Annotated in this window: 28 protein-coding genes and 1 riboswitch; of the genes, 16 read left to right on the forward strand and 12 right to left on the reverse strand. The window is 57.6% G+C overall.

Translation table 11 applies throughout. From position 1 onward, the window contains the following. The first annotated feature begins 3 nt into the window (after positions 1-3). Together cobI and cobJ are read left to right on the forward strand one after the other, a co-directional pair. The gene (cobI, locus tag ACXAEW_RS01110) at positions 4-720 is read left to right on the forward strand and encodes a precorrin-2 C(20)-methyltransferase (RefSeq protein ID WP_474939554.1); all 717 of its coding nucleotides are present in this window, start codon (positions 4-6) and stop codon (positions 718-720) included. After that, entirely contained in the window at positions 717-1,466 is a 750-nt protein-coding gene (gene cobJ, locus ACXAEW_RS01115; protein WP_474939555.1) for a precorrin-3B C(17)-methyltransferase, read from the forward strand. Before cobI ends, cobJ begins: the two co-directional genes overlap by 4 nt. Here cobJ and ACXAEW_RS01120 read toward each other — a convergent pair. Then, positions 1,454-2,206: a cobalt-precorrin-6A reductase gene (locus ACXAEW_RS01120; RefSeq protein WP_474939556.1), complete on the reverse strand. Its 753-nt coding sequence runs from the start codon at positions 2,204-2,206 to the stop codon at positions 1,454-1,456. The two genes, cobJ and ACXAEW_RS01120, sit on opposite strands and share 13 nt — an antisense overlap. Between ACXAEW_RS01120 and cbiE the strand changes: the two genes are divergently transcribed. From cbiE to cobF, 7 genes are all read left to right on the forward strand, one after another. Then, positions 2,205-3,404: a precorrin-6y C5,15-methyltransferase (decarboxylating) subunit CbiE gene (gene cbiE, locus ACXAEW_RS01125; RefSeq protein WP_474939557.1), complete on the forward strand. Its 1,200-nt coding sequence runs from the start codon at positions 2,205-2,207 to the stop codon at positions 3,402-3,404. The genes ACXAEW_RS01120 and cbiE overlap by 2 nt on opposite strands. Then, positions 3,401-3,769, forward strand: coding sequence for a cobalamin biosynthesis protein (locus ACXAEW_RS01130; RefSeq protein ID WP_474939558.1), 369 nt, complete (start codon positions 3,401-3,403; stop codon positions 3,767-3,769). Before cbiE ends, ACXAEW_RS01130 begins: the two co-directional genes overlap by 4 nt. Continuing rightward, the gene (cobM, locus tag ACXAEW_RS01135; protein WP_474939559.1) at positions 3,766-4,551 is read left to right on the forward strand and encodes a precorrin-4 C(11)-methyltransferase; all 786 of its coding nucleotides are present in this window, start codon (positions 3,766-3,768) and stop codon (positions 4,549-4,551) included. Before ACXAEW_RS01130 ends, cobM begins: the two co-directional genes overlap by 4 nt. Further along, complete coding sequence (locus tag ACXAEW_RS01140) at positions 4,551-5,858, forward strand: cobyrinate a,c-diamide synthase (RefSeq protein WP_474939560.1); 1,308 nt, start codon at positions 4,551-4,553, stop codon at positions 5,856-5,858. Before cobM ends, ACXAEW_RS01140 begins: the two co-directional genes overlap by 1 nt. Next, positions 5,855-6,577: a uroporphyrinogen-III C-methyltransferase gene (gene cobA, locus ACXAEW_RS01145; RefSeq protein ID WP_474939561.1), complete on the forward strand. Its 723-nt coding sequence runs from the start codon at positions 5,855-5,857 to the stop codon at positions 6,575-6,577. The genes ACXAEW_RS01140 and cobA overlap by 4 nt, the downstream gene beginning before the upstream one ends. A 94-nt stretch (positions 6,578-6,671) precedes the next feature. Then, positions 6,672-6,893, forward strand: a riboswitch (cobalamin riboswitch). Positions 6,894-6,925: 32 nt separating this feature from the next. Further along, positions 6,926-7,603, forward strand: a complete 678-nt coding sequence (locus ACXAEW_RS01150; RefSeq protein ID WP_474939562.1) for an energy-coupling factor ABC transporter permease — start codon at positions 6,926-6,928, stop codon at positions 7,601-7,603. Positions 7,604-7,676: 73 nt separating this feature from the next. Beyond that, positions 7,677-8,447, forward strand: coding sequence for a precorrin-6A synthase (deacetylating) (gene cobF, locus ACXAEW_RS01155; RefSeq protein ID WP_474939563.1), 771 nt, complete (start codon positions 7,677-7,679; stop codon positions 8,445-8,447). Here cobF and ACXAEW_RS01160 read toward each other — a convergent pair. From ACXAEW_RS01160 to pqqA, 9 genes are all read right to left on the reverse strand, one after another. Then, complete coding sequence (locus ACXAEW_RS01160) at positions 8,444-8,908, reverse strand: CYTH domain-containing protein (protein WP_474939564.1); 465 nt, start codon at positions 8,906-8,908, stop codon at positions 8,444-8,446. The genes cobF and ACXAEW_RS01160 overlap by 4 nt on opposite strands. Before the next feature lie 10 nt (positions 8,909-8,918). After that, entirely contained in the window at positions 8,919-9,662 is a 744-nt protein-coding gene (locus ACXAEW_RS01165; RefSeq protein WP_474939565.1) for a ParA family protein, read from the reverse strand. Further along, positions 9,659-11,173: a CHAD domain-containing protein gene (locus ACXAEW_RS01170; RefSeq protein ID WP_474939566.1), complete on the reverse strand. Its 1,515-nt coding sequence runs from the start codon at positions 11,171-11,173 to the stop codon at positions 9,659-9,661. The genes ACXAEW_RS01165 and ACXAEW_RS01170 overlap by 4 nt, the downstream gene beginning before the upstream one ends. A gap of 8 nt (positions 11,174-11,181) precedes the next feature. Then, complete coding sequence (locus ACXAEW_RS01175) at positions 11,182-11,361, reverse strand: hypothetical protein (RefSeq protein WP_474939567.1); 180 nt, start codon at positions 11,359-11,361, stop codon at positions 11,182-11,184. A gap of 143 nt (positions 11,362-11,504) precedes the next feature. Then, positions 11,505-12,596 carry a pyrroloquinoline quinone biosynthesis protein PqqE gene (gene pqqE / locus ACXAEW_RS01180; protein WP_474939568.1) on the reverse strand — a complete coding sequence of 364 codons (1,092 nt, stop codon included), beginning with the start codon at positions 12,594-12,596 and terminating at the stop codon, positions 11,505-11,507. After that, positions 12,593-12,880, reverse strand: a complete 288-nt coding sequence (pqqD, locus tag ACXAEW_RS01185) for a pyrroloquinoline quinone biosynthesis peptide chaperone PqqD (protein ID WP_474939569.1) — start codon at positions 12,878-12,880, stop codon at positions 12,593-12,595. Before pqqD ends, pqqE begins: the two co-directional genes overlap by 4 nt. Then, positions 12,877-13,605: a pyrroloquinoline-quinone synthase PqqC gene (gene pqqC, locus ACXAEW_RS01190; protein WP_474939570.1), complete on the reverse strand. Its 729-nt coding sequence runs from the start codon at positions 13,603-13,605 to the stop codon at positions 12,877-12,879. The genes pqqD and pqqC overlap by 4 nt, the downstream gene beginning before the upstream one ends. Then, complete coding sequence (gene pqqB / locus ACXAEW_RS01195) at positions 13,602-14,489, reverse strand: pyrroloquinoline quinone biosynthesis protein PqqB (RefSeq protein ID WP_474939571.1); 888 nt, start codon at positions 14,487-14,489, stop codon at positions 13,602-13,604. The genes pqqC and pqqB overlap by 4 nt, the downstream gene beginning before the upstream one ends. 27 nt (positions 14,490-14,516) lie before the next feature. After that, the gene (gene pqqA / locus ACXAEW_RS01200; protein ID WP_474939572.1) at positions 14,517-14,627 is read right to left on the reverse strand and encodes a pyrroloquinoline quinone precursor peptide PqqA; all 111 of its coding nucleotides are present in this window, start codon (positions 14,625-14,627) and stop codon (positions 14,517-14,519) included. 150 nt (positions 14,628-14,777) lie between these two features. Between pqqA and ACXAEW_RS01205 the strand changes: the two genes are divergently transcribed. Then, entirely contained in the window at positions 14,778-16,874 is a 2,097-nt protein-coding gene (locus tag ACXAEW_RS01205) for a 4Fe-4S binding protein (protein ID WP_474939573.1), read from the forward strand. Next, positions 16,871-17,758, forward strand: coding sequence for an FAD:protein FMN transferase (locus tag ACXAEW_RS01210; protein ID WP_474939574.1), 888 nt, complete (start codon positions 16,871-16,873; stop codon positions 17,756-17,758). The genes ACXAEW_RS01205 and ACXAEW_RS01210 overlap by 4 nt, the downstream gene beginning before the upstream one ends. A gap of 6 nt (positions 17,759-17,764) precedes the next feature. On the opposite strand, the gene ACXAEW_RS01215 is transcribed toward ACXAEW_RS01210, so the two are convergent. Together ACXAEW_RS01215 and pedF are read right to left on the reverse strand one after the other, a co-directional pair. Continuing rightward, positions 17,765-18,625 carry a substrate-binding periplasmic protein gene (locus ACXAEW_RS01215; protein ID WP_474942977.1) on the reverse strand — a complete coding sequence of 287 codons (861 nt, stop codon included), beginning with the start codon at positions 18,623-18,625 and terminating at the stop codon, positions 17,765-17,767. 72 nt (positions 18,626-18,697) lie between these two features. Continuing rightward, a complete protein-coding gene (pedF, locus tag ACXAEW_RS01220) occupies positions 18,698-19,378 on the reverse strand; it encodes a cytochrome c-550 PedF (protein ID WP_474939575.1) in 681 nt (226 codons plus the stop codon). Between the two features lie 154 nt (positions 19,379-19,532). On the opposite strand from pedF, the gene ACXAEW_RS01225 reads away from it, so the two are divergent. The 5 genes from ACXAEW_RS01225 (at position 19,533) to ACXAEW_RS01245 (ending at position 23,424) form a co-directional block, all read left to right on the forward strand. Further along, the gene (locus ACXAEW_RS01225; protein ID WP_474939576.1) at positions 19,533-20,699 is read left to right on the forward strand and encodes an ABC transporter substrate-binding protein; all 1,167 of its coding nucleotides are present in this window, start codon (positions 19,533-19,535) and stop codon (positions 20,697-20,699) included. Further along, positions 20,696-21,661 carry a YVTN family beta-propeller repeat protein gene (locus tag ACXAEW_RS01230; RefSeq protein ID WP_474939577.1) on the forward strand — a complete coding sequence of 322 codons (966 nt, stop codon included), beginning with the start codon at positions 20,696-20,698 and terminating at the stop codon, positions 21,659-21,661. The genes ACXAEW_RS01225 and ACXAEW_RS01230 overlap by 4 nt, the downstream gene beginning before the upstream one ends. A gap of 56 nt (positions 21,662-21,717) precedes the next feature. Further along, positions 21,718-22,167, forward strand: a complete 450-nt coding sequence (locus tag ACXAEW_RS01235; RefSeq protein ID WP_474939578.1) for a cupredoxin domain-containing protein — start codon at positions 21,718-21,720, stop codon at positions 22,165-22,167. 110 nt (positions 22,168-22,277) lie between these two features. Next, positions 22,278-22,826: a tetratricopeptide repeat protein gene (locus tag ACXAEW_RS01240; RefSeq protein WP_474939579.1), complete on the forward strand. Its 549-nt coding sequence runs from the start codon at positions 22,278-22,280 to the stop codon at positions 22,824-22,826. 190 nt (positions 22,827-23,016) lie between these two features. After that, on the forward strand, positions 23,017-23,424 hold the full coding sequence (locus ACXAEW_RS01245) for a c-type cytochrome (protein ID WP_474939580.1): 408 nt from the start codon (positions 23,017-23,019) through the stop codon (positions 23,422-23,424). Positions 23,425-23,535: the final 111 nt, after the last annotated feature.

Below are 23,535 nucleotides of genomic sequence, written 5' to 3' on the forward strand. Positions count from 1 at the left end.
ACCATGGGTAAAGTCATTTGTGCAGGGCTTGGTCCGGGGGATCCGGACCTGATGAGCGTTCGCTCCTGGCGTGCTATTCAAGGCGCCCGTCATGTCGCCTATTTCCGCAAAGCGGGCCGCAAAGGTCAGGCGCGCACCCTGGTGGATGGAATGCTGCCCGCTATGGCCGTCGAACATGCGATGGAATACCCGGTCACCACCGAGATCCACTTTAGTGATCCCGAATACAACCGCCTGCTTGGGGACTTCTACGACAGCTGGGCCACCACATTGGCCGAGATCGCCCACTCCGAAGATGTGGTGGTCCTCTGCGAAGGTGATCCGTTTCTTTATGGGTCTTTTATGCATCTCTACACCCGCTTGCAAGGCCGCGCAGAGATGGAAGTCATTCCGGGCATTACCGGCATGTCAGGCTGCTGGACGGCGTCTGGCCAGCCGATCACCTGGGGTGATGATGTGCTCACCGTGGCAATGGCAACCCTGGACGAAGACGAATTGGCATCTCGCGCCCGGAACACTGACGCTTTGGTTGTCATGAAGATCGGGAGAAACCTGCCAAAACTGCGCCGCGCTCTGGAAAAAGCTGGCCGTATAGACGACGCGTGGCTGGTGGAACACGGCACCATGCCCCAACAGCAGGTCCGAAAGCTCTCGGACGTTCAAGGGCCAGTCCCCTATTTTTCAATCGTTTTGATCCACGGACAAGGACGCCGTCCATGAATGTCAATCAAGCGGGATGGGTGGTCGTTGCCGGCCTTGGCCCTGGTGATGAAACGCTGGTGACTGACGAGGTACGCGCAGCACTGACCGCAGCCACGGACGTGGTCGGCTATATCCCATATGTCAAACGCATTGCGCCCCGTGACGGGCTGACGCTGCACGCCAGTGACAACCGGGTTGAAGTCGACCGCGCCTCGCAAGCCTTGGACATGGCCGCCTGCGGCAAACGTGTTGTGGTGGTTTCCTCTGGTGATCCCGGTGTTTTTGCTATGGCCTCCGCCGTATTTGAAGCCTTGGAGAACGGCCCCAAGGACTGGCTGGATCTCGATATCCGCGTCCTACCCGGCATCACCGCGATGCTGGCCGCCGCTGCCCGGCTTGGCGCGCCCCTGGGCCATGACTTTGCCGCGATAAACCTGAGCGACAACCTAAAACCCTGGGCGCTCATCGAAAACAGATTGCGGGCCGCTGGCGAAGCCGGGTTTGCTATGGCGTTTTATAACCCCAGGTCCCAGTCACGCCCGCATCAGTTTGCCCGCGCACTGGAGATCCTGCGCGAGGCCTGCGGGCCAGAGACGCTGATCAGCTTCGCCCGCGACGTGACCAAACCCACAGAAAACATCAGCACTGTGACGTTGGCGGAGGCCACGCCCGAGATGGCCGACATGCGCACCATGGTGATTGTCGGTAACCGTGACACCCGTCGCATTGGTCGCCACGTCTTTACCCCACGCTACGCCGAATGATCCGCAAGCCAGCTCATCACCTCGCCGACGCTATGGCAGATGTGGCGATCAGGGCAGAAAGGTCGGTCAACCATAATGACCGGCAGGCCAAGTGCACGTGCCGCTGTCAGCTTCGCCTCAGCCCCGGTGCCACCGGCGTTTTTGGCCACGATATGTGTGACACCATGTTTTTCCAACAGCTCCTGATCTCCCACCGCATCAAAGGGTCCCCGGGCGACAACCACGGCCGCATTTGCCAGAGGCATGTCAGCCTTAGGCGGGTCAACCAGCCGCAGAACATAGAAATTTTCGGGCTTTGCGGCAAAAGGGGCAAGCGTTTGCTTGCCAATCGCGAGAAACACGCGTGCACCGGCGTCTGGCAACGCTGCAACAGCGGCATCAATATCTGCCACATGGTGCCAATCGTCCCCAGTCCGAGCCTTCCATTTCGCCCGTTCCAAAGCGGCCAGTGGCACGTCAGCCTCGGCGCAAGCCTCCACCGCATTGCGGCTCATCTGTGCTGCAAAGGGATGGGTGGCATCAATCACATGGCTCACGCCTTCGCGCCGGATATATGCGACAAGACCCGCGACCCCGCCAAACCCGCCCTGCCGCACGGGCAACGGCTGCGCCGCCGGGCGCGCGGTTCGGCCCGCATAGGAAAACACCGCCTGACGCCCGGCTCCCGTCCAGTTCTCGGCCAGCTCTCGCGCCAAATGCGAAGCCTCTGTTGTGCCTCCCAACAGGAGTATCCGCGCCATGTCTGATCCTCTTCCCACACCTTGGCTCACCCTCATCGGGCTTGGCGAAGATGGCCTGGCAGGCCTTGGAGATGCAAGCCGCAATGCGCTGGCCAAGGCCGAGATTATCTTTGGCGGCCCCCGCCATCTGGAACTGGTGGCAGCAGGGGCAAAGGGGCAGCCCTGGCCCGTACCTTTCTCTATTGATCCAGTTCTGGCCGCGCACGGTCGCCGCGTTGCGGTTCTGGCCTCAGGCGACCCGTTCTGGCATGGGGCTGGTGGCTCACTGATGCGGGCACTGCAACCTGCAGAATGGGTCTCTCATCCCCTGCCCTCTACCTTTTCATTGATGGCCAACCGGATGGGGTGGAAACTGGAAGAGACCCTGACCCAAGGCCTTCATGCGGCCCCCTATGCGCGGTTGCGCCCAATCCTGTCTCCGGGCACCCGCCTTTTGTGTACACTGCGTGATGGCAACGCTCCCAAAGAGCTGGCGACCTATCTTGCCACCCTTGGGTTTGGCGCGTCCTCTCTCACGATCGCCGAAGCTCTCGGAGGGCCGCGCGAGCGTTTACGCCGATGCACAGCCCAAGAATTTGATATAGCAGATGTCCACGCACCCGTTGCCGTCGCAATTGATGTGAAGGGTACACCCGGGCTGCCACAAGCCCCAGGCCTGCCGGATGATCTGTTTCAAAGCGACGGCCAAATCACCAAACGCCCTATCCGGGCACTGACCCTGTCAACGCTTGCTCCGCGACCTGGCGAACTTCTATGGGACATCGGCGGCGGCTCCGGGTCGATCTCGGTCGAATGGTGCCTCGCTGCACGTGGCGCCCGCGCCATAACCTTTGAACCACGCGATGATCGCCACCGTAACATCCAGGAAAACGCAGCGCAATTTGGCGTTGACCATCGCATGCAGCCAGTATTAGGGGCCGCGCCGGATGTCCTGACAGGTTTTCCGACACCTGATTGTGTCTTTATCGGTGGTGGCGGCTCGCAAGGGCTATTGGACCGTCTCTGGGAGATTTTGCCAGCCGGAACCCGTATCGTTGCCAATGGGGTGACGCTGGAAACGGAAACGCTTTTGGTTCAGGCCCACGCTGAACGCGGCGGTCACCTGATGCGGGTTGAAATCGCCGAAGTGTCGCCCTTGGGGACCATGCGCGGCTGGGATCGCGCGCGTCCGGTGATTCAATGGAGTGCGATCCGATGAAAGTCACGGGCCTTGGGTTTCGCAACACAGTTACAGCAGCGGCTCTGCATCAGGCGTTGAAACTCCAAGCTCAAAAGCCGACGCATATCGCAGTGCTGGAGAGCAAAGCCGAAGTCCCGGGATTTCGCGCTTTTTTGCAAGTCAGCGCCCTTCCTCTTGTCACCCTTGCAGAAGCCGAGATCCAAGGGATCATGACGCCGACACATTCGCCTCGTATACAGGCACGTTTTGGAACCGGATCAGTCGCCGAAGCGCTGGCCTTGGCCGGTGCGGGACGTTATGGATCAGCCCGGCTGATCGCCCCAAGACAGACAACCCCGGATGGCCTTGCCACCGTGGCCCAAGCGGAGGTTTTTACCCCATGACGGTTCATTTTATCGGAGCTGGCCCCGGAGCGGCGGACCTGATCACGCTGCGTGGGCGCGACTTGATTGCCGCCTGCCCGGTTTGCCTTTACGCGGGTTCTCTGGTTCCCGAAGCGCTGTTGGAGCACTGCCCGGCGGGCGCTCGGATTGTGAACACTGCTCCGATGTCACTTGATGAAATCATTGATGAGATCAAATCCGCCCATTCAGCAGGCCATGACATTGCCCGTCTCCATTCCGGAGATCTTTCGGTCTGGTCAGCAATGGGCGAACAGCTGCGCCGCCTGCGCGCAGAAGGCATTCCCTATGACGTAACGCCCGGGGTGCCGTCTTTTGCCGCAGCTGCGGCAGCATTGGGGGCCGAACTGACCTTACCGGGAGTTGCCCAGTCTTTGGTTCTAACCCGAACCTCCGGCCGCGCCTCGGCGATGCCGGACGGCGAGACGCTGGAAAATTTCGGCAAGACCGGCGCAACCCTGGCCATTCACCTCAGCGTTCATGTGCTCGAAGATGTAATAGCCCACCTCACACCGCATTATGGCGCGGACTGTCCGGTGGCCGTAATCTGGCGTGCGACATGGCCGGATCAGCGCATCGTCAAGGCCACACTCGAAACACTTGAGGACGCGACCCAAGGCGAACGGGGCCGCACAGCGCTGATCCTCGTGGGGCGCGCCATCGGCGCAGAAGAGTTCGACGAAAGCTGCCTTTATGCCGGCGACTATGACCGCCGGTACCGCCCGGTGGGCACGGACCCGCGCTTTCCGGAAGGAACTGAATAATGGCCAAAGGTATCCTGATCTCCGCCCCATCTTCTGGCACCGGCAAGACAACAGTGATGCTGGGCCTTCTGCGCGCCTTGGCTGAGGATGGTCTGACGGTGCAGCCATTCAAGAGTGGCCCGGATTATATCGACCCGGCGTTTCACCTCGCTGCCGCCAAACGGGCCTCCTTCAACCTTGATACATGGGCGATGGACGACGGGTTGCTGAATGCCATTGCAACCCAGGCCAAAGGCGCGGACATCTGCGTTGCCGAAGGCTCCATGGGGCTGTTTGACGGGGTGGCCACACGCGGACAAAGCGGTTTTGGCTCCTCCGCCGAAACAGCAAAACGAATGGGCTGGCCGGTTGTGTTGGTGATTGATGTGGGCGGTCAGGCCCAATCCGCCGCAGCAACCGCGCTGGGGTTCAAAGCCTACGACCCGGATCTGCCTTTTGCCGGGGTCATCCTGAACCGGGTTGCCAGCCCCCGGCACGAACGCCTGACGCGGCTCGGCATGGAACGTGCAGGCGTAAAAGTGCTCGGCTCCCTGCCCCGTCGTGGTGACCTAGCCCTGCCAGAACGGCATCTGGGTTTGATTCAGGCCGTTGAGCATCCGGACCTGGAAAGTGCCATCGCAGGCTACGCCAGTTTTCTGCGCTCCAACGTAGATCTGGACGCAATCAAAGCCGCAGCCCTCGCCGGCCCCGATGCCCCAGCTGCGCCGCTTCCGACACCTCCGGCCCAACGCATTGCGCTGGCACGCGATGCGGCATTTTCCTTTACCTATCCACATCTGTTGGAAGGCTGGCGACAGGCCGGCGCCGAGATCCTACCATTTTCGCCTCTGGCCAACGAAGCGCCTGCAGCAGACGCCGACCTTGTTTGGCTTCCGGGTGGCTACCCGGAACTGCATGGGGGCACGCTGGCTGCAGCAGAGATATTCCGTAAGGGCCTCCAGAAACACGCGGCATCAAAACCAGTCCATGGTGAATGCGGTGGCTATATGGCGCTTGGGGAAGCTTTGATTGACAAGGAAGGTAACCGCCACCAGATGGCCGGGCTTTTGGGGCTTGTGACCTCATACGAAAAACGCAGATTTCATCTTGGCTATCGCCGCGCTGTTTTGCAGAGTCCCATGCCGGGTTTTGCGGCCGAAACCGCATTACGCGGCCACGAGTTCCACTACTCGAGCATTCTGGACGAACCCGACGCACCTTTGGCAAATGTGTTTGACGCCGATGGCAATCCGGTGCCAGAAACCGGATCGATCAAAGGCCACGTGACCGGTACCTTCTTCCATCTGATCACCGGAGAAAAGGCATGACCGGCTTTGTCTCTTTTGTCTCTTCTGGCCCAGGCGACCCAGAACTGCTAACCGTCAAGGCCGTGAAGCGGCTTGAGGCGGCGGACGCCATCCTGTTTGACGACCTGTCTTCCGGCCCCATTCTGGGTCACGCCTCCAAGGACGCGGATCTGGTGGGCGTGGGCAAACGTGCAGGGCGCCCCTCACCGAAGCAAGACCACGTGAGCCGCCTTCTGGTGGACTACGCCAAATCCGGTGCAAATGTGGTGCGTCTCAAATCGGGAGATGCCGGAATTTTTGGCCGTCTTGAAGAAGAAATCACCGCCCTGCGCGCTGCCGGTATCGCCTTTGAAATCATACCCGGCGTCACAGCGGCGTCTGCCGCGGCAGCGGCGGCCAGCATCCCGTTAACACGACGAATGACAGCGCGTCGCCTGCAATACATCACAGGTCACAGTGCAAACGGTGCCTTGCCCGAAGAGATGAACATGGCGGCGCTGGCCGATCCGGAGGCCACAACTGTGGTCTATATGGGCAAACGCACCTTTGCGGCACTGGCTGGGCAGTTGCTGGAGCACGGGATGTCGCCCGAAACTCCAGCCCTTCTGGCAACCGGGGTCTCTACGCCCGAACAGGAGCTGCGGCGCGAAAAACTTGGCACTTTACCGGACCTTTTGCCAAAACTGGAGACACAGGCCCCGGTCCTGATCCTCTATGGTCCGCTGGCCGAAGCCCCATAAATCGCGTGTAATTTTATTACATCCATCACCCGACTTTTGTCGCAAAATTGCGCCCAACTGGCAGATTCGAGCTTGACCTTTTTCGACGTCAGATGGCAGATGAACTGGATATGGTGCCCAATTCCAACGCCAAGCGTTGTGGGCTGAAACGGGAATGAGGACGGGTGGACCCAATCGCGGCACCCAAAGCCTCAACCGCCCCCGCGACTGTGTGTGGCGAGCGGGTTTGCATCACCACTGAAGGGAACTCTTCGGGAAGGGCAAACTGCGCGCTTGAGCCACAAGTCAGGAGACCGGCCATACCACGACATAACTTGAGCCGCCGGGGATGGCGGTATGGAGAATATAATGCATATCGAACCAGGTATCGTTGATGGTGCGAAAATTGCGCTGTCTTATGTAACAGCTGCTGGCGCAGTCACCTACGCGGCAAAAGAGACTTTTGCCGATCTGAAGAAAACCAATATCGTGTCCTACGCCGTGCGTGCGCTGATCGCTACTGTGGGCGTGTTTGTGTTCTTTGAACTCTTGCCGCATTTCCCGGTTGGAGTGTCCGAAGTCCACTTTATTCTCGGCTCAACCCTGTTCCTCATCCTCGGTGCTGCTCCGGCCGCTTTTGGTCTGGCGGCGGGTCTGCTGATCCAGGGCGTGTTCTTTGCACCCATCGATCTACCGCAATACGCAATCAACCTGACAACCCTTCTTGTGCCCCTGTTTGCCCTGCACGCGCTGGCGACCCGGATCATTGCCCCGAATACCGCCTATGTTGACCTGAAGTATTCGCAGGCTCTGGCCCTGTCGACCGCATATCAGGGCGGCGTTGTTGCATGGGTGGCCTTCTGGGCTTTCTACGGTCAGGGCTTTGGTGCTGAAAACCTCGCTTCTGTCTTCTCTTTCGGTGCAGCCTATATGCTGGTTGTCCTGATCGAACCGATTGCGGATTTGGCCGTTTTGTTCGCAGCCAAATCTCTGCGTGGCCTGGAACGCGCTGGTCTGGTCACACCACGCCTGTTCAACGCAGCCTGATCGCTGCCTGACCCGTTGACCTTTTGATCGCACGGCCCCATCACAGGGGCCGTGTTTCATTTTGGAGCCCCTTATGACCGCAGCACAGTTCACGCTTTCTCTTGTTGGCATCGGAACCGGCAACCCCAAGCATCTGACCTTGCAAGCCGTTGAGGCGCTGAACGCGGTTGATCTGATCCTGATACCAAACAAAGGCGCGGGCAAAGACGATCTGGCCGCCCTGCGCCAGGCCATCTGTTCCGAAGTGATCAAGGCACCCGGCCCACAGATTGTAGAATTTGACCTGCCGGCCCGTGATGAAAAAACCCAGGATTATCGCACAAGAGTCGACGATTGGCATGACGCGATTGCTGATCTTTGGTGGCTGAATATCACGCAGCACCTACCAAAAGGCGGCTCTGTTGGCTTCCTTGTCTGGGGAGATCCTTCCCTGTATGACAGCACCATGCGGATCGCAGACCGGCTGACATCCAGGGGCAATATAGCGGTGCATGTGATCCCAGGCATCACGTCGATCCAGGCGCTGACTGCTGCGCATGTGGAACCCCTCAACCAGATCAACGAAGCTGTGACCATCACCACCGGCCGACAGCTGCGCGATCACGGCTGGCCTCCTTCGGCCGACACGCTGATCATCATGCTGGACGGGCAATGTTCCTTTCAGACTTTGCCACAGGATGGGATAACAATCTGGTGGACCGCCTATGCGGGGATGGAGAATGAAATCTCGATTGCAGGGCCGTTGTCAGAAATGTCCGAAAAAATAAAAACGACCCGTACCGAAGCACGGGCCGAGCATGGTTGGCTCATGGACATCTATTTGTTGCGCAAAGCCATGCCTTAAACAGGAAGACCGTTCACCGCCATATTCTTGTTCTTATACCGTTTGTCGTCGGTCACATCCGCGCCAAACCACTCTGGCGGCTCAAAGGCTTCTGCAGCCTCCAGAGTATCAAATTCCACCTCGATCAGAACCAACCCGTCCAGGGTGCCTTCGAACACATCCAGCTCATAGATCAGCCCATCTGCAAAAGAAGCGCTCCAGCGTATCTTTTCCACCCGCCGCCCTTCGGTTTCCGGCCAGAAGGTGTCGAACTGTTCCTGGGTGATGGCGGCCTCACGCTCGGTTCTTACGGTGCCCTCGCCGGATTTGAACGTCATCACAAACGCAGCGTTCTTCTGGCGCAGCCGCATTTCCACAGCATCAGAAGGATGAGTGATATAGCCTTGGCGTATTTCTGTCCGCTTTGCCTCGGTCAAATCGGGCAAATCCCGCACCAGAAACTTTCGTTCTATCTCTTGCATCGCGCCCTCCTCAGGTCTGCTTGTCCAGTTCCTGCCAAAGCGATCTATAGGCTTTTGCGGCCGGACGGTTGCCGGCAAATGCCAGCGTTGGCTCACGGTGCACGCCCATTTTTTCGACATCTGTGGAAAACGGCAAATGCGTCTGCATGAACTTGCCTTTGTAAGACTTGCGCATGCGTTCGATGGTGTCCGCATGCAGAGTTTTGCGCGCTTGCACCATCGAAAAGAAGGGTTTCAGCTTTTTGGCGTTCAACCCCTGTTCGTCAAAGAATTCCACCAACTGCGCAAAGGTTCGCTCTGTCAGGGTAGAGGGGATAACCGGCACCACAATGTGATCAGCCGCCTTGAACACGGCCTCGGATAAAACCGAAAGGTTCGGCGGGCAATCCAACAGGATCACATCATAGTCACCGTCAACACCCTTCAGTGCTTTCTTCAGCCGCGACCGGCTGTTTTTCATTCGGGACAGAAAAATGTCAAAATCCCGGAAGGTGAGGTTCGCCGGCAAGATATCCAGGTTTTCGTAATCGCTGCCCCGGATAGCTTTGGTAAACCGCTCCACGTCCTCAAAGAACTTCCCCTCCTTGAGTTTCTTCGAAGGTTTAACCCGGAAGTAGAAACCCGATGCCCCTTGCGGGTCCAGATCACACAACAGCGTGCGCGCTCCCGATTGCGCATAGGCATAGGCCAAGTTCACAGCCGAGGCGGTTTTTCCCACGCCACCCTTGTTGCTGTAACAAGCGATAATCTTCATGACTGCGCCCCTCTCTCATGAAATAATGTACGAAACTTCTGACGGGTTTCCGGACTGTCAAACTGTGCAAAGCTCTGCACAACACGGGCGCGTTCTTCCAATTGTCGCCCATGCAGGATGGAGATCAGCGCGCCGATGCTTTGCGCCGCCATCAAGGCGGTGCGCCCTTTCAGACGGCCGGATTCAATCAATTCCTGCAGAGATTCCTGCTGTACCGAATAATCGTTGAACAGGCCCAGGTTGTCCTGCAGCCGTTTCAGCGGTTTCACAATCGCCTTGATTTCCGCGGCGTCGAACTGAGGGGCAAAAAACTCGATCAGATACCGAAGTTTTTTGCAAGAAATCCGTAGCTCGTGCACATCCTCATCGGGTGTTGTGTCGTCGATCTTGGCCGCAGTTTTGCAGACATTGCGGTAGCGCTTCCAAATGAGCTTTTGTGCATAATCCCCAACAGCCAACCCGCCAAGCGGCCCTTGGACAACCACTCCAGGCGCTTCAAACATCGCCTGCAGATCTGCCATTTCTCGGTTATAGGCCACACTCTTCAAACGTTTGACAACGCTGGCCAGCACCGCAGCGCGATCCGCCTTAAAAGTGGCAAACATCAGGCGCAGACCTTCGTGCAAGTTTTCCGGAAGCATGTCGAAATAGAGATCCTGTTCGAGCAGGTAGACATCCAAATCCCGAAGCGGCCCGGTTGGAGCCATCAGATCAGAAAACCGTTGTTTAAGATCGGTGGTCGCGGCCTCGCCATAGACACCCTTAAAGAGGCTCAGAACGGATCTGATTTTGCGTAGGGCAACCCGGTAATCGTGCAGGAATTCTGTATCGAAATCCGCAATGGTGCCGGGCTCGTTTTGCCGGGCTACGGCAAGATAGGAGGCAATGATCCGATTGGCCGCCACAAATGCCGAGGTGTCACTGCCAAAAACCAGTTTGGGCTTGGCAACATAAGGCACGAGATCCGGGAAAAGAACCGAGACAATTTCACCCGGAGCAACTCCCGTTGCGCCAAAGTCCGACAGACCTTTTGCAACCTGTTTTTGCGCTTTCCCGTAACCACGCACCGGGGTCAGCGCCAGAAGGCTCACATTCTTCTCATCAACTGAAAAGCGAAGCTCATTCACGCGCAGGTGGGTCTTTTCCTCGTCGTCCACCAACCTAAACTGCTGATCAGTGATTTTTCCCTCACCCAAATTCAACAGGCAGCGTAATGGGGACATATCAGAAAGATGCGCTTTGACCGGGCCGTCAGCCAGATCGGCAACGAAATTGCCCGGCCGTTCAGCAGGCTGGCGCAAAAGCCGGCCGTCTTGCTCGATCAGGATCAGCTCGCCGTCGCTTTCAATCAGCATACGGCCCAACCCGCGTATGCTCTGGTCAAAACAATCCAGAGCCACAAAAGTGGAGGCTTCGATTTCTTCTCCGCTTTGCGCCACAAGCCCCGGCGCCATATCCGACCAGGCTGTCAGGGGGAGGGCCTTGGGGCAAGAAAATAGTTGGTTGGACATGTCCTTGCTCAATTTTTCTTTTTGTTAACAGCCAGGTAGTCTTCGACCAGCCGTTCAATGATCTTTTGAACACTGGTGTCTTCCTCGATGGCGCGGATTTTCAACGCTTTTAGAGTTTTGCGTTCCAGACGGAGTGACGTATTTTTCTTGTCGCCGTCAGAGGATTTGTCTTGTTTATCTTTTGCCATGAATGCACTCCCTCATGACGTCATGATGACAGCGCACTTGTCGGAAGTCAAACACCCCTGTTCCCAAAGAAACCTACGTGGGACAAGACAGTTGAATGCCTGAAGGCGACCCCCTGAAGGCCGCCAGATTGGGAAGGTCTGCCCTATCGGCTGGGCGCAGCCTCACGGTAAGTAAATTCCGTTTCGCCTTCACGTTCTGCGGCAGCCAGCAACGCATCGACATGCGTTCGTCCGGGCGCGCGGGAACAGACCGGATCGGTTGCATTTGCATCCCCGGCCAGAGCCAGCGCCTGGCAGCGGCAGCCCCCAAAATCGATCTCTTTGCGATCGCAGCTTTTACAGGGATCCGGCAGCCAGTCAGTCCCGCGATAGGCATTAAAAGCCGCGCTCTTGTACCAGATTTCATCCAGAGGGCGGTCTTTGATGTTCTCAAAATCAAGATGCGGGATGGTCTCGGCTGCGTGACACGGCAACACTTTGCCTTCTGGCGTGACATTCACCCCTGCACTTCCCCAACCGCCCATACAGGCTTTGGGATATTCCGAATAGTAATCAGGCGGCACGAAATCAACGGCCAGAACACCTTTGAGGCGTTGCGCGGCCTCGGCCACCTTGCGCTTGGTCTCGGCGGTCTGTTCGCGCGTCGGCAGCAGCATGCCACGGTTCTTGGTCGCCCAGCCGTGAAACTGTACGCATGCAACCTCCAGCCGACGTGCTCCCATCTCCTGAGCCATTTCAAACGTGCGATCCAGATCATCCAGATTGTGACGGTGCATCACCGCATTAAGCGTCAGGGGAATACCACGGTCGCGAATTTCCGCAGCGATTTTCATCTTGCGGTGAAAACCTCCCTTGTAGCCACCTACCCAATCGGCCAAGTCCGCATTGGTGCCCTGCAACGATAACTGTATATGGTCCAGGCCAGCGTCTTCCAGCTGCCCAATCCGCCGCGGCGTCAGACCGATGCCGCTGGTGATCAGATTGACATAAAGCCCCGCATCCCGCGCGGCCTGTGTCAGTTCCACCAGATCTGGCCGCGCCGCAGGTTCTCCTCCGGACAGATGCAACTGCAACACGCCTATGTCTGCCGCCTGTCGGAAAACATCGTCCCAGACCTCTGTCGCCAGTTCGTTTTCCTTGTGAACCATTTCCAACGGGTTGGAACAATACGGGCAGGCCAAGGGGCAGCGGTGGGTCAGTTCGGCGAGCATGGCGATGGGCGGTGGCACGTTCATCCGGCAACCTCCAGAAACATCCGTGCTCTTAGTCCCATCAGGAATGTCTGTACATCCTGTTCAATCATAGCAGGCGGGGCATCATAGGCTGTTGCAAGATCATGGATCAGAGCCGCAAAACTCGTCTTACCATCAATGCGACTCAGGATGGCAGTGCCGATCGGGTCGAGTGCCACCGCTTTCTCTGGCCCCAGAAGAACCATTCCCCCACGCACCCGATCTTCCTGCATACGCACGCCACGTGGCAATATCGGTCGATCCGCAGAGGTCAGCTCCAGGTTCAAAGCATCCCCTCCCCGGGCTTCCATGCCCCCGGCGGAATACGTCCCGGTTCAACATATGCCCCCCACAGCGCATCAAGCTGTGCCCATAAGACATTGGTTTTGAAGATCAGCGCGTCGCAGGCCATGTCTTCCTTTTCAGACGTGTCCGCATGATCCAACACCCAAGCGAGCCCAAAGGCCACATCTTTAGGCGCCTCGGTCAGACGTTTGCGGAAATAGGACAGGCTGTCAGCATTGGCAAAAGCGTAATGCTCCAAAAGCCCTTCTATGCGCCGTTCATGGATTGAAGGGGCAAAAAGCTCGGTCAAGGACGACGCCACCGCCTGCAACAGCGGCATGTCCCGTACATATCGTATATAGGCATCGACCGCGAATTGCGTAGCAGGCAGGATCCCCCGCCCCGAGGCCACATAATCCGGGTCCAGACCGACCGCTTCGGCCAACTTCAGCCAGCGCCGCAAACCGCCCCCCTCGTCGACGCCGCCATCATGGTCTTCGATCCGAGACCGCCATTCACGGCGCATGGCAGGGTCAGTACAACGCGACAGAAAAGCTGCGTCTTTCATCGGGATCGCTGCCTGATAGGCCCAACGGTTGATCACCCAGGCCCGCACTTGGTCAGGGGTACAATCGCCACTGTGAAGTTTATGATGGAACGGGTGCTTGTCGTGATATCGCTCTGCACCGATGGCCTGCAAACGGGACTCAAGGCTTTCGCGGCTCATATCGAAAACTCCATTCCATCCTGCGAGACTGTCCAGCCCTGCGCATTGACAAAAGCACGTTCGGTGCTTTTGGGCTGCCACACAGGATTGGTATTATTCATATGGATAAAGACCTTGCGGCAGTCGATTTCAGCCAGTTCGGCGATTGAGCCGTCATCTCCGGAAATCGGAATATGGCCCATGCGACGTCCTGTTTTTACACCCGTTCCGCTGCGGATCATTTCCTGATCATCCCAAAGTGTTCCATCAAAGAACAAGATGTCAGCATCCGCAATGCGCGCGCGCAGCCCATCATCCACCAATGCACACCCCGGAATGTAATAGGCGACCGTGTTACCGTCCTCCAGACGCACGCCCACGGTCTGTTCCCCAACCAGATCCGTTTGCACGGACTCACCTTCCATATAAAGCGGGACTTTTCCTGGGACGGGAAACACAGTCGCATGCATACCGTCAAGGATCCGAAAGGAGGTCTCCAACGTAATCTGTCGCCGCTCCACAACCTCGCGGTTCACGGCGTCAAAGATGCGGTTCTGAGAGAGCACTTCATGAATGTCTCCCGTTGCAAACAGCTCAAACGGTGTCTGCTCCCGAAGGCTCAGCAAGCCTGCGACGTGATCAATGTCCCCATTGGTCAAAAGGACTGAGGTGACCGGGCTGTGCCGCAATGCGCGCGGATGAAGGGAAGTCAACGACTGCATCTGCATCCGAATATCGGGAGAAGAATTCAGAACAGCCCAGTTTTCCCCATCGACCGAAACGGCCAAAGAGGACTGGGTTGCAGACGGGATAAGTCCGCTTCGCGCGTCATTGCAATTTGCACAGCCGCAGTTCCACTGCGGCAGGCCACCACCCGCCGCAGCGCCTAAAACAAGAAAATTCATGCACGTACCCCGCGCAAAACCCCTTGCTTAAAACAGGTCAGGATCGTGACCGCGGCTGCCTTCGTCCTCGGACGGGCTGTACATGTTGATTTCCATGCCGCAGTTGATTTCTTTCAAAGTCGGAGCATTCCAGGCCATTTTTCACCTCCAGTGGCTGGTTCGATGGATTGAGGATAGACAGGGCTTTCTTTGACGCAATTGCTCCTTTGGTCGTAATACCTCTTGGCAGGTGGCTTTCAGACCAACGTCGCATAGCGACACCCTAGGCACAATCATAGGCTGCTGCTCATGATACTGCGGCGCATCTTATTTATGGTTCTGGCACTCTGGGTTGGGCTATTTTCCCTGGCTCAGGCGGAGCCACGCGACCATGCGGCCCTGTCGGCCCTTGTCATGCCGCCCTTTTCGCTCGGGAATGCCGTGAACGACAAAGGTGTTTACAGCCTTTTGAACTCTGGTGGCGCAGAAGCCGGATATGTTTTTGAAACCGGTGCATTGGCTCCGCTGCCGGGTTTTTCAGGCGCAACAATCAACATGTTGGTCATCTTGGATCTGGAGGGAAATTTTCTGGACGTACGGCTCTTGGACCATAACGAGCCGATCTTTGTTTCGGGTCTGGGTGAAGCACCGTTTCACAAGTTCTTCGAACAATATCCGGGCTTGTCCATTTCATCGTCGATTGTTGTGGGCACGCCCTACGGCGACAGCGGCGATGCTTCATCGCTGGTTTATTTGGATGGCGTCACCAAAGCGACCGCGTCCGTGCGCATTGCACATGAATCCGTGATGGGAGCCGCTTTGGCCGTTGCCCGAGAGAAAATGCAGGGGATTTCAACCGCCCCACCTGCGCGGCCGGATCCGGACTATTCCGAAGCTCTGACATGGCAAGACCTGGTGGAACAGGGGCTTGTGACACGCAAGACAGTGGCCAACGCCGAGGTCGACGCGCTGTTTGCCGGCACAACCTGGGCAGACGACGACAGCGAGGCGCGTGACTTTCCGGAAGAAACTTACCTTGACCTGTGGGTCATCGACCTTGGACCGCCCGCGATTGCGCGTGCAGCGCTCAGCCCCACCGGGTTTGAAGAGTTGCAAAACTTCATGGCAATCTCGGCCAGTGATGAGCCCATCTTGGTCATTGAAACCGGTCGTCACGGGCTGGTGTCGGATGACTTTGTACGCAACACTGCACCCGATCTTTTGAGCGCTGAACAAGATGGGCTGCCTGTGGCGTTGCGCGATGCGGATCTGTTGGTTGAACTGTCAACAGATGCCCCCGATGGGGTCAGCATGATATTACGAACCGACAGGCGGCTTGGCTTTGACCCGTCTCGCCCCTGGACATTGATCGTGCGCGCCCCCCGCGAACATGGGATTTTCAGACCTGAGACGGGATCGGTCGATCTGGCAGTAGAGCACCACACGGACGAACGGTTCTTTTTGCGCGATGAGGTCAGAAAACCCTCCCCTCCCTGGCTGGACGCATTGCGAAACCGCCAAGCGGACCTCATGGCTCTGGCTTCGGGTCTGATCTTGCTGACACTGGCCTTGTTGTGGCGAATGGATCCAATGGCGAACCTGCGCCATTTCACGCCGCTGCGCCTTGCGATTTTGGCGGTTGTGACCGGGTTCATAGGCTGGTGGGGACAGGGACAACTTTCAATTGTTACCCCTCTTGCAACGCTGCGCACGGCTTTGGATGGGGGGAGTTTTGCCTATCTTCTGTATGACCCGTTTTCACTGCTGATCTGGGGCTTTGTGATCTTGGGCTTTGTGCTGTGGGGGCGCGGGTATTTTTGTGGCTGGCTTTGCCCATTCGGCGCTCTACAAGAATTTGCACACCACGCGGGCCGACTGCTGCGCCTGCCTCAGATCACCCCCAGCCCGGCCTGGGATACACGCCTGAAGTGGGGCAAATACATAATCCTGGCGGCACTGGTGGGCATAACGCTCTGGAGCCCGGACCATCTGGACACCGCCGCTGAAGTCGAACCCTTTAAAACCGCGATAACCACGTTTTTCATCCGCGAATGGTATTATGTCGCCTATGCTACGATCTGGCTTCTGTGCGGTATGGTGTTGTTCAAAGGGTTTTGCCGCTATGTCTGCCCGTTGGGGGCGGTCATGGCCATTGGCGGGCTGATCCGTGGACGGGACTGGATCGCCCGACGCAGGGAATGTGGCTCTCCGTGCCAGCTGTGCAAGGTCAAATGTAGCTATGGCGCCATCAAAAAAACCGGCGAGATTGCCTATGACGAATGTTTCCAATGTCTGGACTGCGTCACCATTTACAATGACACCAGCCAATGTGTACCGCTGATCCTGGCCGCGCGTCGGGACGCCCGCACCACTGGCCGCTCTGACCACCGGGAGCCCGCCGAATGATCACCCGCCGTCGTTTCCTGACCCTTGCGACCGCCGTATGCGCCACACCGGCCCTCCCCGCTCCGGTCCGCTGGCAAGGTCATGCGCTGGGAGCCGAGGTGACATTGACCCTGAACGCGCCAGACGATCTGGCTGCAGAGGCAATCAGGATTGCCAAACAGACCTTGAAGGAAGGTGAGGCCTTGTTCAGCCTCTACACCCCTTCATCAGCACTATCCCGACTGAATGTAACGGGTATTCTGCAAAACCCCGACCATCGGTTTCTACATCTGATGGAGATCGCGGATCTGGTTCACCAGGAAACCGAAGGACGCTTTGATCCAACCGTACAGCCACTCTGGCAAGCGATGGCACAAGGCCGGGATCTCCGCGTTGCGCAGGGTAAAATCGGCTGGCACCGCGTAGACATCGGTCCGAAGAAAATCGCGCTGGCACAGGGGCAAGCGCTGACATTCAATGGCATCGCACAAGGGGTACTGACAGATATCCTGCGCGATCGGTGGCGCGCAGTTGGGCTGGACAATTGTCTCATAAATTTGGGGGAATTTGCGGCTCTTGGTGGTCCGTTCTCCCTTGGCATAGCAGATCCTGCCGGAGGGATTGTGGCAAAGCACCAGTTGCAAAACCGCGCAATTGCGACCTCAAGTCCAGCCGCGTTACAGCTGCCTTCCGGCCACGGGCACATCATTGCGAATGACGGGCAACCCCCGCAATGGTCCACGGTGAGCGTCGAAGCGCTGGACGCCGGGATCGCCGATGCGGCTTCAACTGCTTTCTGCCTGATGGATCGTCACCGGATCCAAACCGCCTGCGCCACACTGCCGGGGATTTCCTCCGTCTATTTGGTCGATAGAAACGGCACGGTGGAACATATCCGCGTGTAAGTCAGCTCAGCGCAATTCGGGGGGCGCGTGGGACAAGCCAAAGTCGGCAAATATCTGCGCCATTCGCCCGTCCTGAAGCGCTGCGTAAATTGCGTCCTCCACCGCATAGGCCAAAGGCCTGTAGGAGAAATGCACCCCAACACCAACGGTCCAGTTTCCCACTGCAAACCCCGGCAATGGAGGTGAGTGGACGCCAATCCCGTCCCGCATACCAAACTCGAGCTGCGCAAGGGGCCCCATTGCCGCCATAGTCTGACCCGCAGCCAGACCGTCCATCGCCTCAGCCAGCGTCGGATATCGAGTTACATTTTGGGAAAGCTGCCCGCCGGGGAAGGCCGACAGGTAGAAATCGGCAATGGAATCATTTTCCACCCCCACCGTATCAAACCGGAAATAGGCGGGAACCGGTGGATCTTCGGGATAAGCATCCTTGCTATAGGCGATTGCTATCTCTTCGGTGTGATACTGGCCGGTGAAAACCACTTGTTCCACACGGCAGGCAAACTCGCTGTCATAGGGGACATGCAGCATGACGTTTGCAACTTGCCCGCCCACGATTGGCCCCTTCCAGACCCAATTGCGCAGGTCCGTTTCCAGATCTTCGCCCGCAGCGACAAGTGTAAAACGCGCCTCAACGCCCAGCGCCTCGGCAATCATTTTGCCGATTTCAATATCGACACCTTGGGGTTTTCCGCCCGCATCCCACGACCAGGGCGGAAAGTCCTCATATGCGGCAAAGGTTATGAAACCGCGGCTCTGGATGGTATCCAGATCCTGCCCCACAATATCGCGTGAGACATTTTGCGGCTTGGCCTGGGGCACATAATCAGCACATCTGGCCCATGCGGCCCCTGTCGTTAGAGCCATCGCACACACAGCGCTGATCAGTGTCTTCCCCACGGCCGTCCTCCTTTGTCTGTCCCTCGTATCTGTGGCCGTTTAGTGCGCCGCAGACAAGCCAATGGTCAGCACTTCCGCTGCCTTGGCAAAATCCGGAGTATCACCTGCAAGAAGGTTCGCGGCACGCAACGCAACGCTGTCCGCGATCGGAGCGCCAGAGCCTGTTTCGATCCCCTCGGCAATTCCTGCCAATTCGGCCTGCAGAGCCACAGCATCTCCGGCACCAGCCTCGGCCATCGACTTCAGCTCGTCACGGATTTCCTTCAGGCGCGGAGACGCGTCATCAAGCGCGCCATCGTCAGGGCGGGTTTCAATATAGGTCCGAATTGCCCAAGCTGCTTTTTGACCAAGCAGGTCACCGAAGGCTGGCATTTTGGTGGTACCATTCTGGGTGTACCCAGTCCGGAAGCGCTCCACATACCATTCATCCCCATACTCTTCCGCTTCAAGATAGCGCAGATCCGGTGCCAGCCCCCCCGACACAACACCCAGACCATGGCAGCGGGCGCAGTTCTGGTTGTAGCCACTGTCACCAATATCAATGGCAGCCTGCCAGACGTCTTCGCCCTGATCCCGGTACGGGTTTTCAATCAGCCACTCTTCCCCGACGTCGGGCAATGCATCCGTGTTCATCGGTTGCGGCGCAACATCCCCATGAGCAGCAACCATGGCGGGTGCAGCCAAAAGAAAAGAAGCGGTCAGCGCACGTTTCAGTTTCATCTTAAACCTCCCTTTCGAGCGTTATCACAGGTCTTAGCCCAGCCGCAGAACCCTGCGATATTCGACCTTGGTTTAAGGTGCTTGGGAAATCCGACTATGGTCCTATAGCCGACTGATGGCGCTGGCCTTAGCGTCTCAACCAGGAGGAGTTCAGATGCTAAGACGTTTGATTGCAACGCTATTTCTGGCGGCGCAACCGGCGACCGCAGGAAGTGCGTCGCTCGACATCGCGATCACCTTGATCACTCAAGACCGCAAAGAGGCGAATACCCTGTCTAATCTGGACCCAATTCCCGAAGACTTGGGTCGCGCCGGTGCCATACTTGCGTTGAAAGACAATCTGACAACTGGCAAATTCCTCGGCCATAATTACGCACTTGAAATTATCCAGGTTGCCTCGGATGGCGATCCGGTCGCCGCAGCAGAGGCAGCGCTTGCCACATCTCAACTTGTCGTCCTTGACATGGGGGCGCAACAGATGATCGAAATTGCCGATCTTGAGGCCGCATCGTCAGCCATTCTGTTTAACGCAAGCGCCGCGGATGTCTCATTGCGCAATGCGGACTGCCGGGCAAACCTGCTTCACACCCCGCCCAGCGACGCGATGCGCGCCGATGCACTGATGCAATTCGCCCGTTTCAAACGCTGGGACACGCTTGCGATGATCGCAGGCCCAAATCCGGTGGACACCACATTTGCAGACGCACTGCGGCAGAGCGCGACCAAATTTGGCATGAAAATCAGCGCTGAACTGACGTGGGACATTGACGCGGACATGCGCAGAAACGCAGCACAAGAGGTGCCGGTTCTGACCCAAGAGCTGGGCGAATACGACTTGTTGCTGGTGGCGGATGAAACCGACGATTTTGCGCGCTACATCCCCTTTAACACTTGGTATGCACGCCCTGTTGCCGGATCCGCCGGCCTGCAACCGCTCGCTTGGAGCCGCGTGGTGGAACAATGGGGTGCGGCGCAACTGCAAAGCCGCTTCTACGAACTATCAGAACGGGACATGAGGTCTCGTGACTACAGCGCATGGGCTGCTGTCCGCAGCATTGGCGAAGCCGTGACCCGCACCGGCAGCGCCGATCCCGCGACACTGCGTGACTTTCTTTTGTCCGAGTCCTTTGAACTTGCAGGTTTCAAAGGCCGCCCCCTCAGCTATCGCAGTTGGAACGGGCAGTTGCGCCAACCAATCCCACTGGTTACGCAACGCGCTGTTGTCGCCCAAGCCCCCCTGCCCGGTTATCTGCACCAACGCACCGAAATGGACACTCTGGGCGTCGATCAGCCCGAAAGCACATGTGAGGCATTCCAATGACTCTGAAATCCATGATCCTGGCATCGGCCCTGGTCCCGCTGACAACCCTGGCTCAGGCGGGCGAAATCTGGGTGACCAATGAAAAAGACGACACAATCTCTGTGATCGACGTCGAAACACTGGAAGTTACCCGCACAATTGAAACCGGTGAGCGCCCACGCGGCATCACTTTCTCCAAAGACTTCAGCCGCGTCTATATCTGTGCCTCAGACAGCGACACGGTTCAGGTCATGGATCCAGAAACGGGTGAGGTTCTCTTTAACCTGCCATCAGGTGAAGACCCGGAGCAATTTGTTCTGCACCCGGATGACAGGCATCTTTATATCGCCAACGAAGACGATGCGATCACAACCGTGGTCGACACCGAAAGCCGCACCGTCGTGGCGCAAATTGACGTTGGCATCGAACCCGAGGGCATGGCGGTTTCACCGGATGGCAAGATTGCAATCACTACCTCTGAAACCACCAATATGGCCCATTGGATCAACACGGAAACCCAGGAACTCTTTGCCAATACACTCGTCGACAGCCGCCCCCGCCATGCGGAATTTGCAGCAGATGGAGCCGAACTTTGGGTCAGCGCCGAAATCGGCGGCACCGTGTCGGTTTTTGACGTGGCCTCTCAGGCAGAGCGGGGAAAAATCCGATTTGAGGTCAAGGGTGTGCATCCCGACCGTGTGCAGCCGGTTGGCTTTGAATTCACAGAGGACGAGAAAACTGCATTTGTCGCGCTTGGGCCGTCAAACCATGTGGCAGTGGTGAACGCCAAAACCTATGAGGTGGAGGACTATATTCTGGTGGGCCGCCGTGTCTGGCACATGGCGTTTTCCCCTGACAAATCTTTGTTGTTCACCACCAATGGCGTATCCGGCGACGTGACCGTGATCGACGTGGCCAAACGTGAAGCCATCAAAACAATCAAGGTCGGCCGTTTTCCCTGGGGCGCTGCGATGCGCCCCTAGGCCGGCCAGCGGTGAACCGACCGCCACAGCAAAACAAATCAATCCGGAGGAACTTCATGAAACGCGCAATCCTGTGTGCCGCAGCAACCTGTATCGCTTTGACCGGCACCACGACCTGGGCTGACGACGATGACAAAGGCTTTGGCCTGGCTGGACTTCTGTCCGCCAAGAACAAGGAAGACCTGCCCCCCGTCATTCTGTCTGCAGGCATGCCCTTGTCCGACGCTCCCTGGAAGCTGAAGTCCGGCACCTATTATGAATTTGAGATCCAGGGGGATGGCAGCCAGGAACTGGCTTTGATCGGCCCTGGCTTTTTCCGGGCCATTTGGGTGGACGAAATTGTTGTCGAAGGTCTGGAAATTCGTCCCCTTGGTCTGGACAGCGTAGAATTTGACGAAGCTGGGGAAATGGAAATCGGATTTGTGGCCATCAAGCCCGGCAGCTATTTCCTAAAGGTTCCGGGCAGCACTGGTGAGACACAACGCCTGGAGATCACAATCGAGTAAACTGGTTTGTCCCTTTAAACTAAGGCCTGATCCCTTGAGCCCTACGACCAAAGTCCCGGTGACCCGTTGCCACAGCCGCTCTACGCTTGCGCGCACGAGGGAGGACCACCATGCGATATCTTGCGATCTGCCTGGCCTTGGGATGTGCACCCCAACTTTCGGCCAAAGACATCACTGTTGAAGACGATTTTGGAACATTGAACCCCCAGGACAGCGGCTTTGGGCGCGTGTTCAGCAACATCGAAAATGGGGTCACCGATATGACCACCTGCGCCACCGGCTATTACATTACCAAATCCGGTCGCCACGAAATGGCGCGCACTCTTTTTGAGGCTTGCGCCAATGCAGGTTACACCGGTGCAATGACCTGGATGAGCCAGCTTGATAACAACGGCTTAGGCGGGGATTACGATCCTGATGCCTCTGCCGATTGGGACCGTCGTGCAGCTGAAGCAGGCGACCCGGTGGGAAAATTCAACTACGGTCTGGACCTGATGCGGGGACATGGTGTGTCACAGGACATGGCACAGGGGCGCGCCCTTGTGGATGAGGCCGCGCGCGAGGGGCTGGAAATCGCCCGCCGACTGCAAGGGGCCGATTATGACCTGGACGAGGTCACACCGGATGCAGACGATTGGAAGTACGCGCCGTTGTTTTGATCCCTTGCAAAGCGGGACGCAAAACCTCGCACCATATCACGCGCTGTGGCGATGGGGTCACAGCGCTTGACTTTACCGGCAGAATTACGACCAAAGGAGGAGATGTCGCACCCCTGACCTTTGATCCGCATCAAAATCCACACAGCTGTCTGGGCGCAGATTGATGTCATCCCACCAGATGGAGGACATCATGAAACATCATCTACTTACCCTTACACTCGCATCTCTGCTGCCGCTCGCTCCTGCGCTGGCCAGCGATGCCACCTTTGAAGCCGCCAAGGTCACTGCAGGCGAAACCCTGTTTGACGCCGAGTGCCGCCGCTGCCATGCCGTCAATTCAACCCATGAGAGTTACGGACCTCCGCTCGAAAACGTCGTTGGGCGACCGGCAGGCAGCTTTGAAGGCTACGTATTTTCCGAAGCCCTTGCCACCTCTGGCATCGTTTGGACACCGGCAGCGCTGCGGGCATGGATGGAAGACAACGATGGCTTTATGCCGGGCACCAAGATGCGTCATGTGGGGATCGAGGACCGGACGGTTCAGGACTTTATCCTGGCCTATCTCACCTCTCTCTCTGCGCCAGCCGGAGGCAACTGACCAAGACTGTGCCCTGCTCAGGCGGGGCACAGTGCCGCTGTTTTTCGCAAGAGATCACGCCCCACCTCAAATTCACGCAGTTTTTCCGCAAAAGGCCAAGTAAGCAGGCCA

The organism is Epibacterium sp. ABZ3_068 (assembly GCF_056159265.1).

What these genes read in the sequence shown, in the direction of transcription:
- cobI (WP_474939554.1), top strand. Translation starts at nt 4, where the DNA reads ATGGGTAAAGTCATTTGTGCAGGGCTTGGTCCGGGGGATCCGGACCTG.
- cobJ (WP_474939555.1), top strand. Translation starts at nt 717, where the DNA reads ATGAATGTCAATCAAGCGGGATGGGTGGTCGTTGCCGGCCTTGGCCCT.
- cbiE (WP_474939557.1), top strand. Translation starts at nt 2,205, where the DNA reads ATGTCTGATCCTCTTCCCACACCTTGGCTCACCCTCATCGGGCTTGGC.
- ACXAEW_RS01120 (WP_474939556.1), bottom strand. Translation starts at nt 2,206, where the DNA reads ATGGCGCGGATACTCCTGTTGGGAGGCACAACAGAGGCTTCGCATTTG.
- ACXAEW_RS01130 (WP_474939558.1), top strand. Translation starts at nt 3,401, where the DNA reads ATGAAAGTCACGGGCCTTGGGTTTCGCAACACAGTTACAGCAGCGGCT.
- cobM (WP_474939559.1), top strand. Translation starts at nt 3,766, where the DNA reads ATGACGGTTCATTTTATCGGAGCTGGCCCCGGAGCGGCGGACCTGATC.
- ACXAEW_RS01140 (WP_474939560.1), top strand. Translation starts at nt 4,551, where the DNA reads ATGGCCAAAGGTATCCTGATCTCCGCCCCATCTTCTGGCACCGGCAAG.
- cobA (WP_474939561.1), top strand. Translation starts at nt 5,855, where the DNA reads ATGACCGGCTTTGTCTCTTTTGTCTCTTCTGGCCCAGGCGACCCAGAA.
- ACXAEW_RS01150 (WP_474939562.1), top strand. Translation starts at nt 6,926, where the DNA reads ATGCATATCGAACCAGGTATCGTTGATGGTGCGAAAATTGCGCTGTCT.
- cobF (WP_474939563.1), top strand. Translation starts at nt 7,677, where the DNA reads ATGACCGCAGCACAGTTCACGCTTTCTCTTGTTGGCATCGGAACCGGC.
- ACXAEW_RS01160 (WP_474939564.1), bottom strand. Translation starts at nt 8,908, where the DNA reads ATGCAAGAGATAGAACGAAAGTTTCTGGTGCGGGATTTGCCCGATTTG.
- ACXAEW_RS01165 (WP_474939565.1), bottom strand. Translation starts at nt 9,662, where the DNA reads ATGAAGATTATCGCTTGTTACAGCAACAAGGGTGGCGTGGGAAAAACC.
- ACXAEW_RS01170 (WP_474939566.1), bottom strand. Translation starts at nt 11,173, where the DNA reads ATGTCCAACCAACTATTTTCTTGCCCCAAGGCCCTCCCCCTGACAGCC.
- ACXAEW_RS01175 (WP_474939567.1), bottom strand. Translation starts at nt 11,361, where the DNA reads ATGGCAAAAGATAAACAAGACAAATCCTCTGACGGCGACAAGAAAAAT.
- pqqE (WP_474939568.1), bottom strand. Translation starts at nt 12,596, where the DNA reads ATGAACGTGCCACCGCCCATCGCCATGCTCGCCGAACTGACCCACCGC.
- pqqC (WP_474939570.1), bottom strand. Translation starts at nt 13,605, where the DNA reads ATGAGCCGCGAAAGCCTTGAGTCCCGTTTGCAGGCCATCGGTGCAGAG.
- pqqB (WP_474939571.1), bottom strand. Translation starts at nt 14,489, where the DNA reads ATGAATTTTCTTGTTTTAGGCGCTGCGGCGGGTGGTGGCCTGCCGCAG.
- pqqA (WP_474939572.1), bottom strand. Translation starts at nt 14,627, where the DNA reads ATGGCCTGGAATGCTCCGACTTTGAAAGAAATCAACTGCGGCATGGAA.
- ACXAEW_RS01205 (WP_474939573.1), top strand. Translation starts at nt 14,778, where the DNA reads ATGATACTGCGGCGCATCTTATTTATGGTTCTGGCACTCTGGGTTGGG.
- ACXAEW_RS01210 (WP_474939574.1), top strand. Translation starts at nt 16,871, where the DNA reads ATGATCACCCGCCGTCGTTTCCTGACCCTTGCGACCGCCGTATGCGCC.
- ACXAEW_RS01215 (WP_474942977.1), bottom strand. Translation starts at nt 18,625, where the DNA reads ATGGCTCTAACGACAGGGGCCGCATGGGCCAGATGTGCTGATTATGTG.
- pedF (WP_474939575.1), bottom strand. Translation starts at nt 19,378, where the DNA reads ATGAAACTGAAACGTGCGCTGACCGCTTCTTTTCTTTTGGCTGCACCC.
- ACXAEW_RS01225 (WP_474939576.1), top strand. Translation starts at nt 19,533, where the DNA reads ATGCTAAGACGTTTGATTGCAACGCTATTTCTGGCGGCGCAACCGGCG.
- ACXAEW_RS01230 (WP_474939577.1), top strand. Translation starts at nt 20,696, where the DNA reads ATGACTCTGAAATCCATGATCCTGGCATCGGCCCTGGTCCCGCTGACA.
- ACXAEW_RS01235 (WP_474939578.1), top strand. Translation starts at nt 21,718, where the DNA reads ATGAAACGCGCAATCCTGTGTGCCGCAGCAACCTGTATCGCTTTGACC.
- ACXAEW_RS01240 (WP_474939579.1), top strand. Translation starts at nt 22,278, where the DNA reads ATGCGATATCTTGCGATCTGCCTGGCCTTGGGATGTGCACCCCAACTT.
- ACXAEW_RS01245 (WP_474939580.1), top strand. Translation starts at nt 23,017, where the DNA reads ATGAAACATCATCTACTTACCCTTACACTCGCATCTCTGCTGCCGCTC.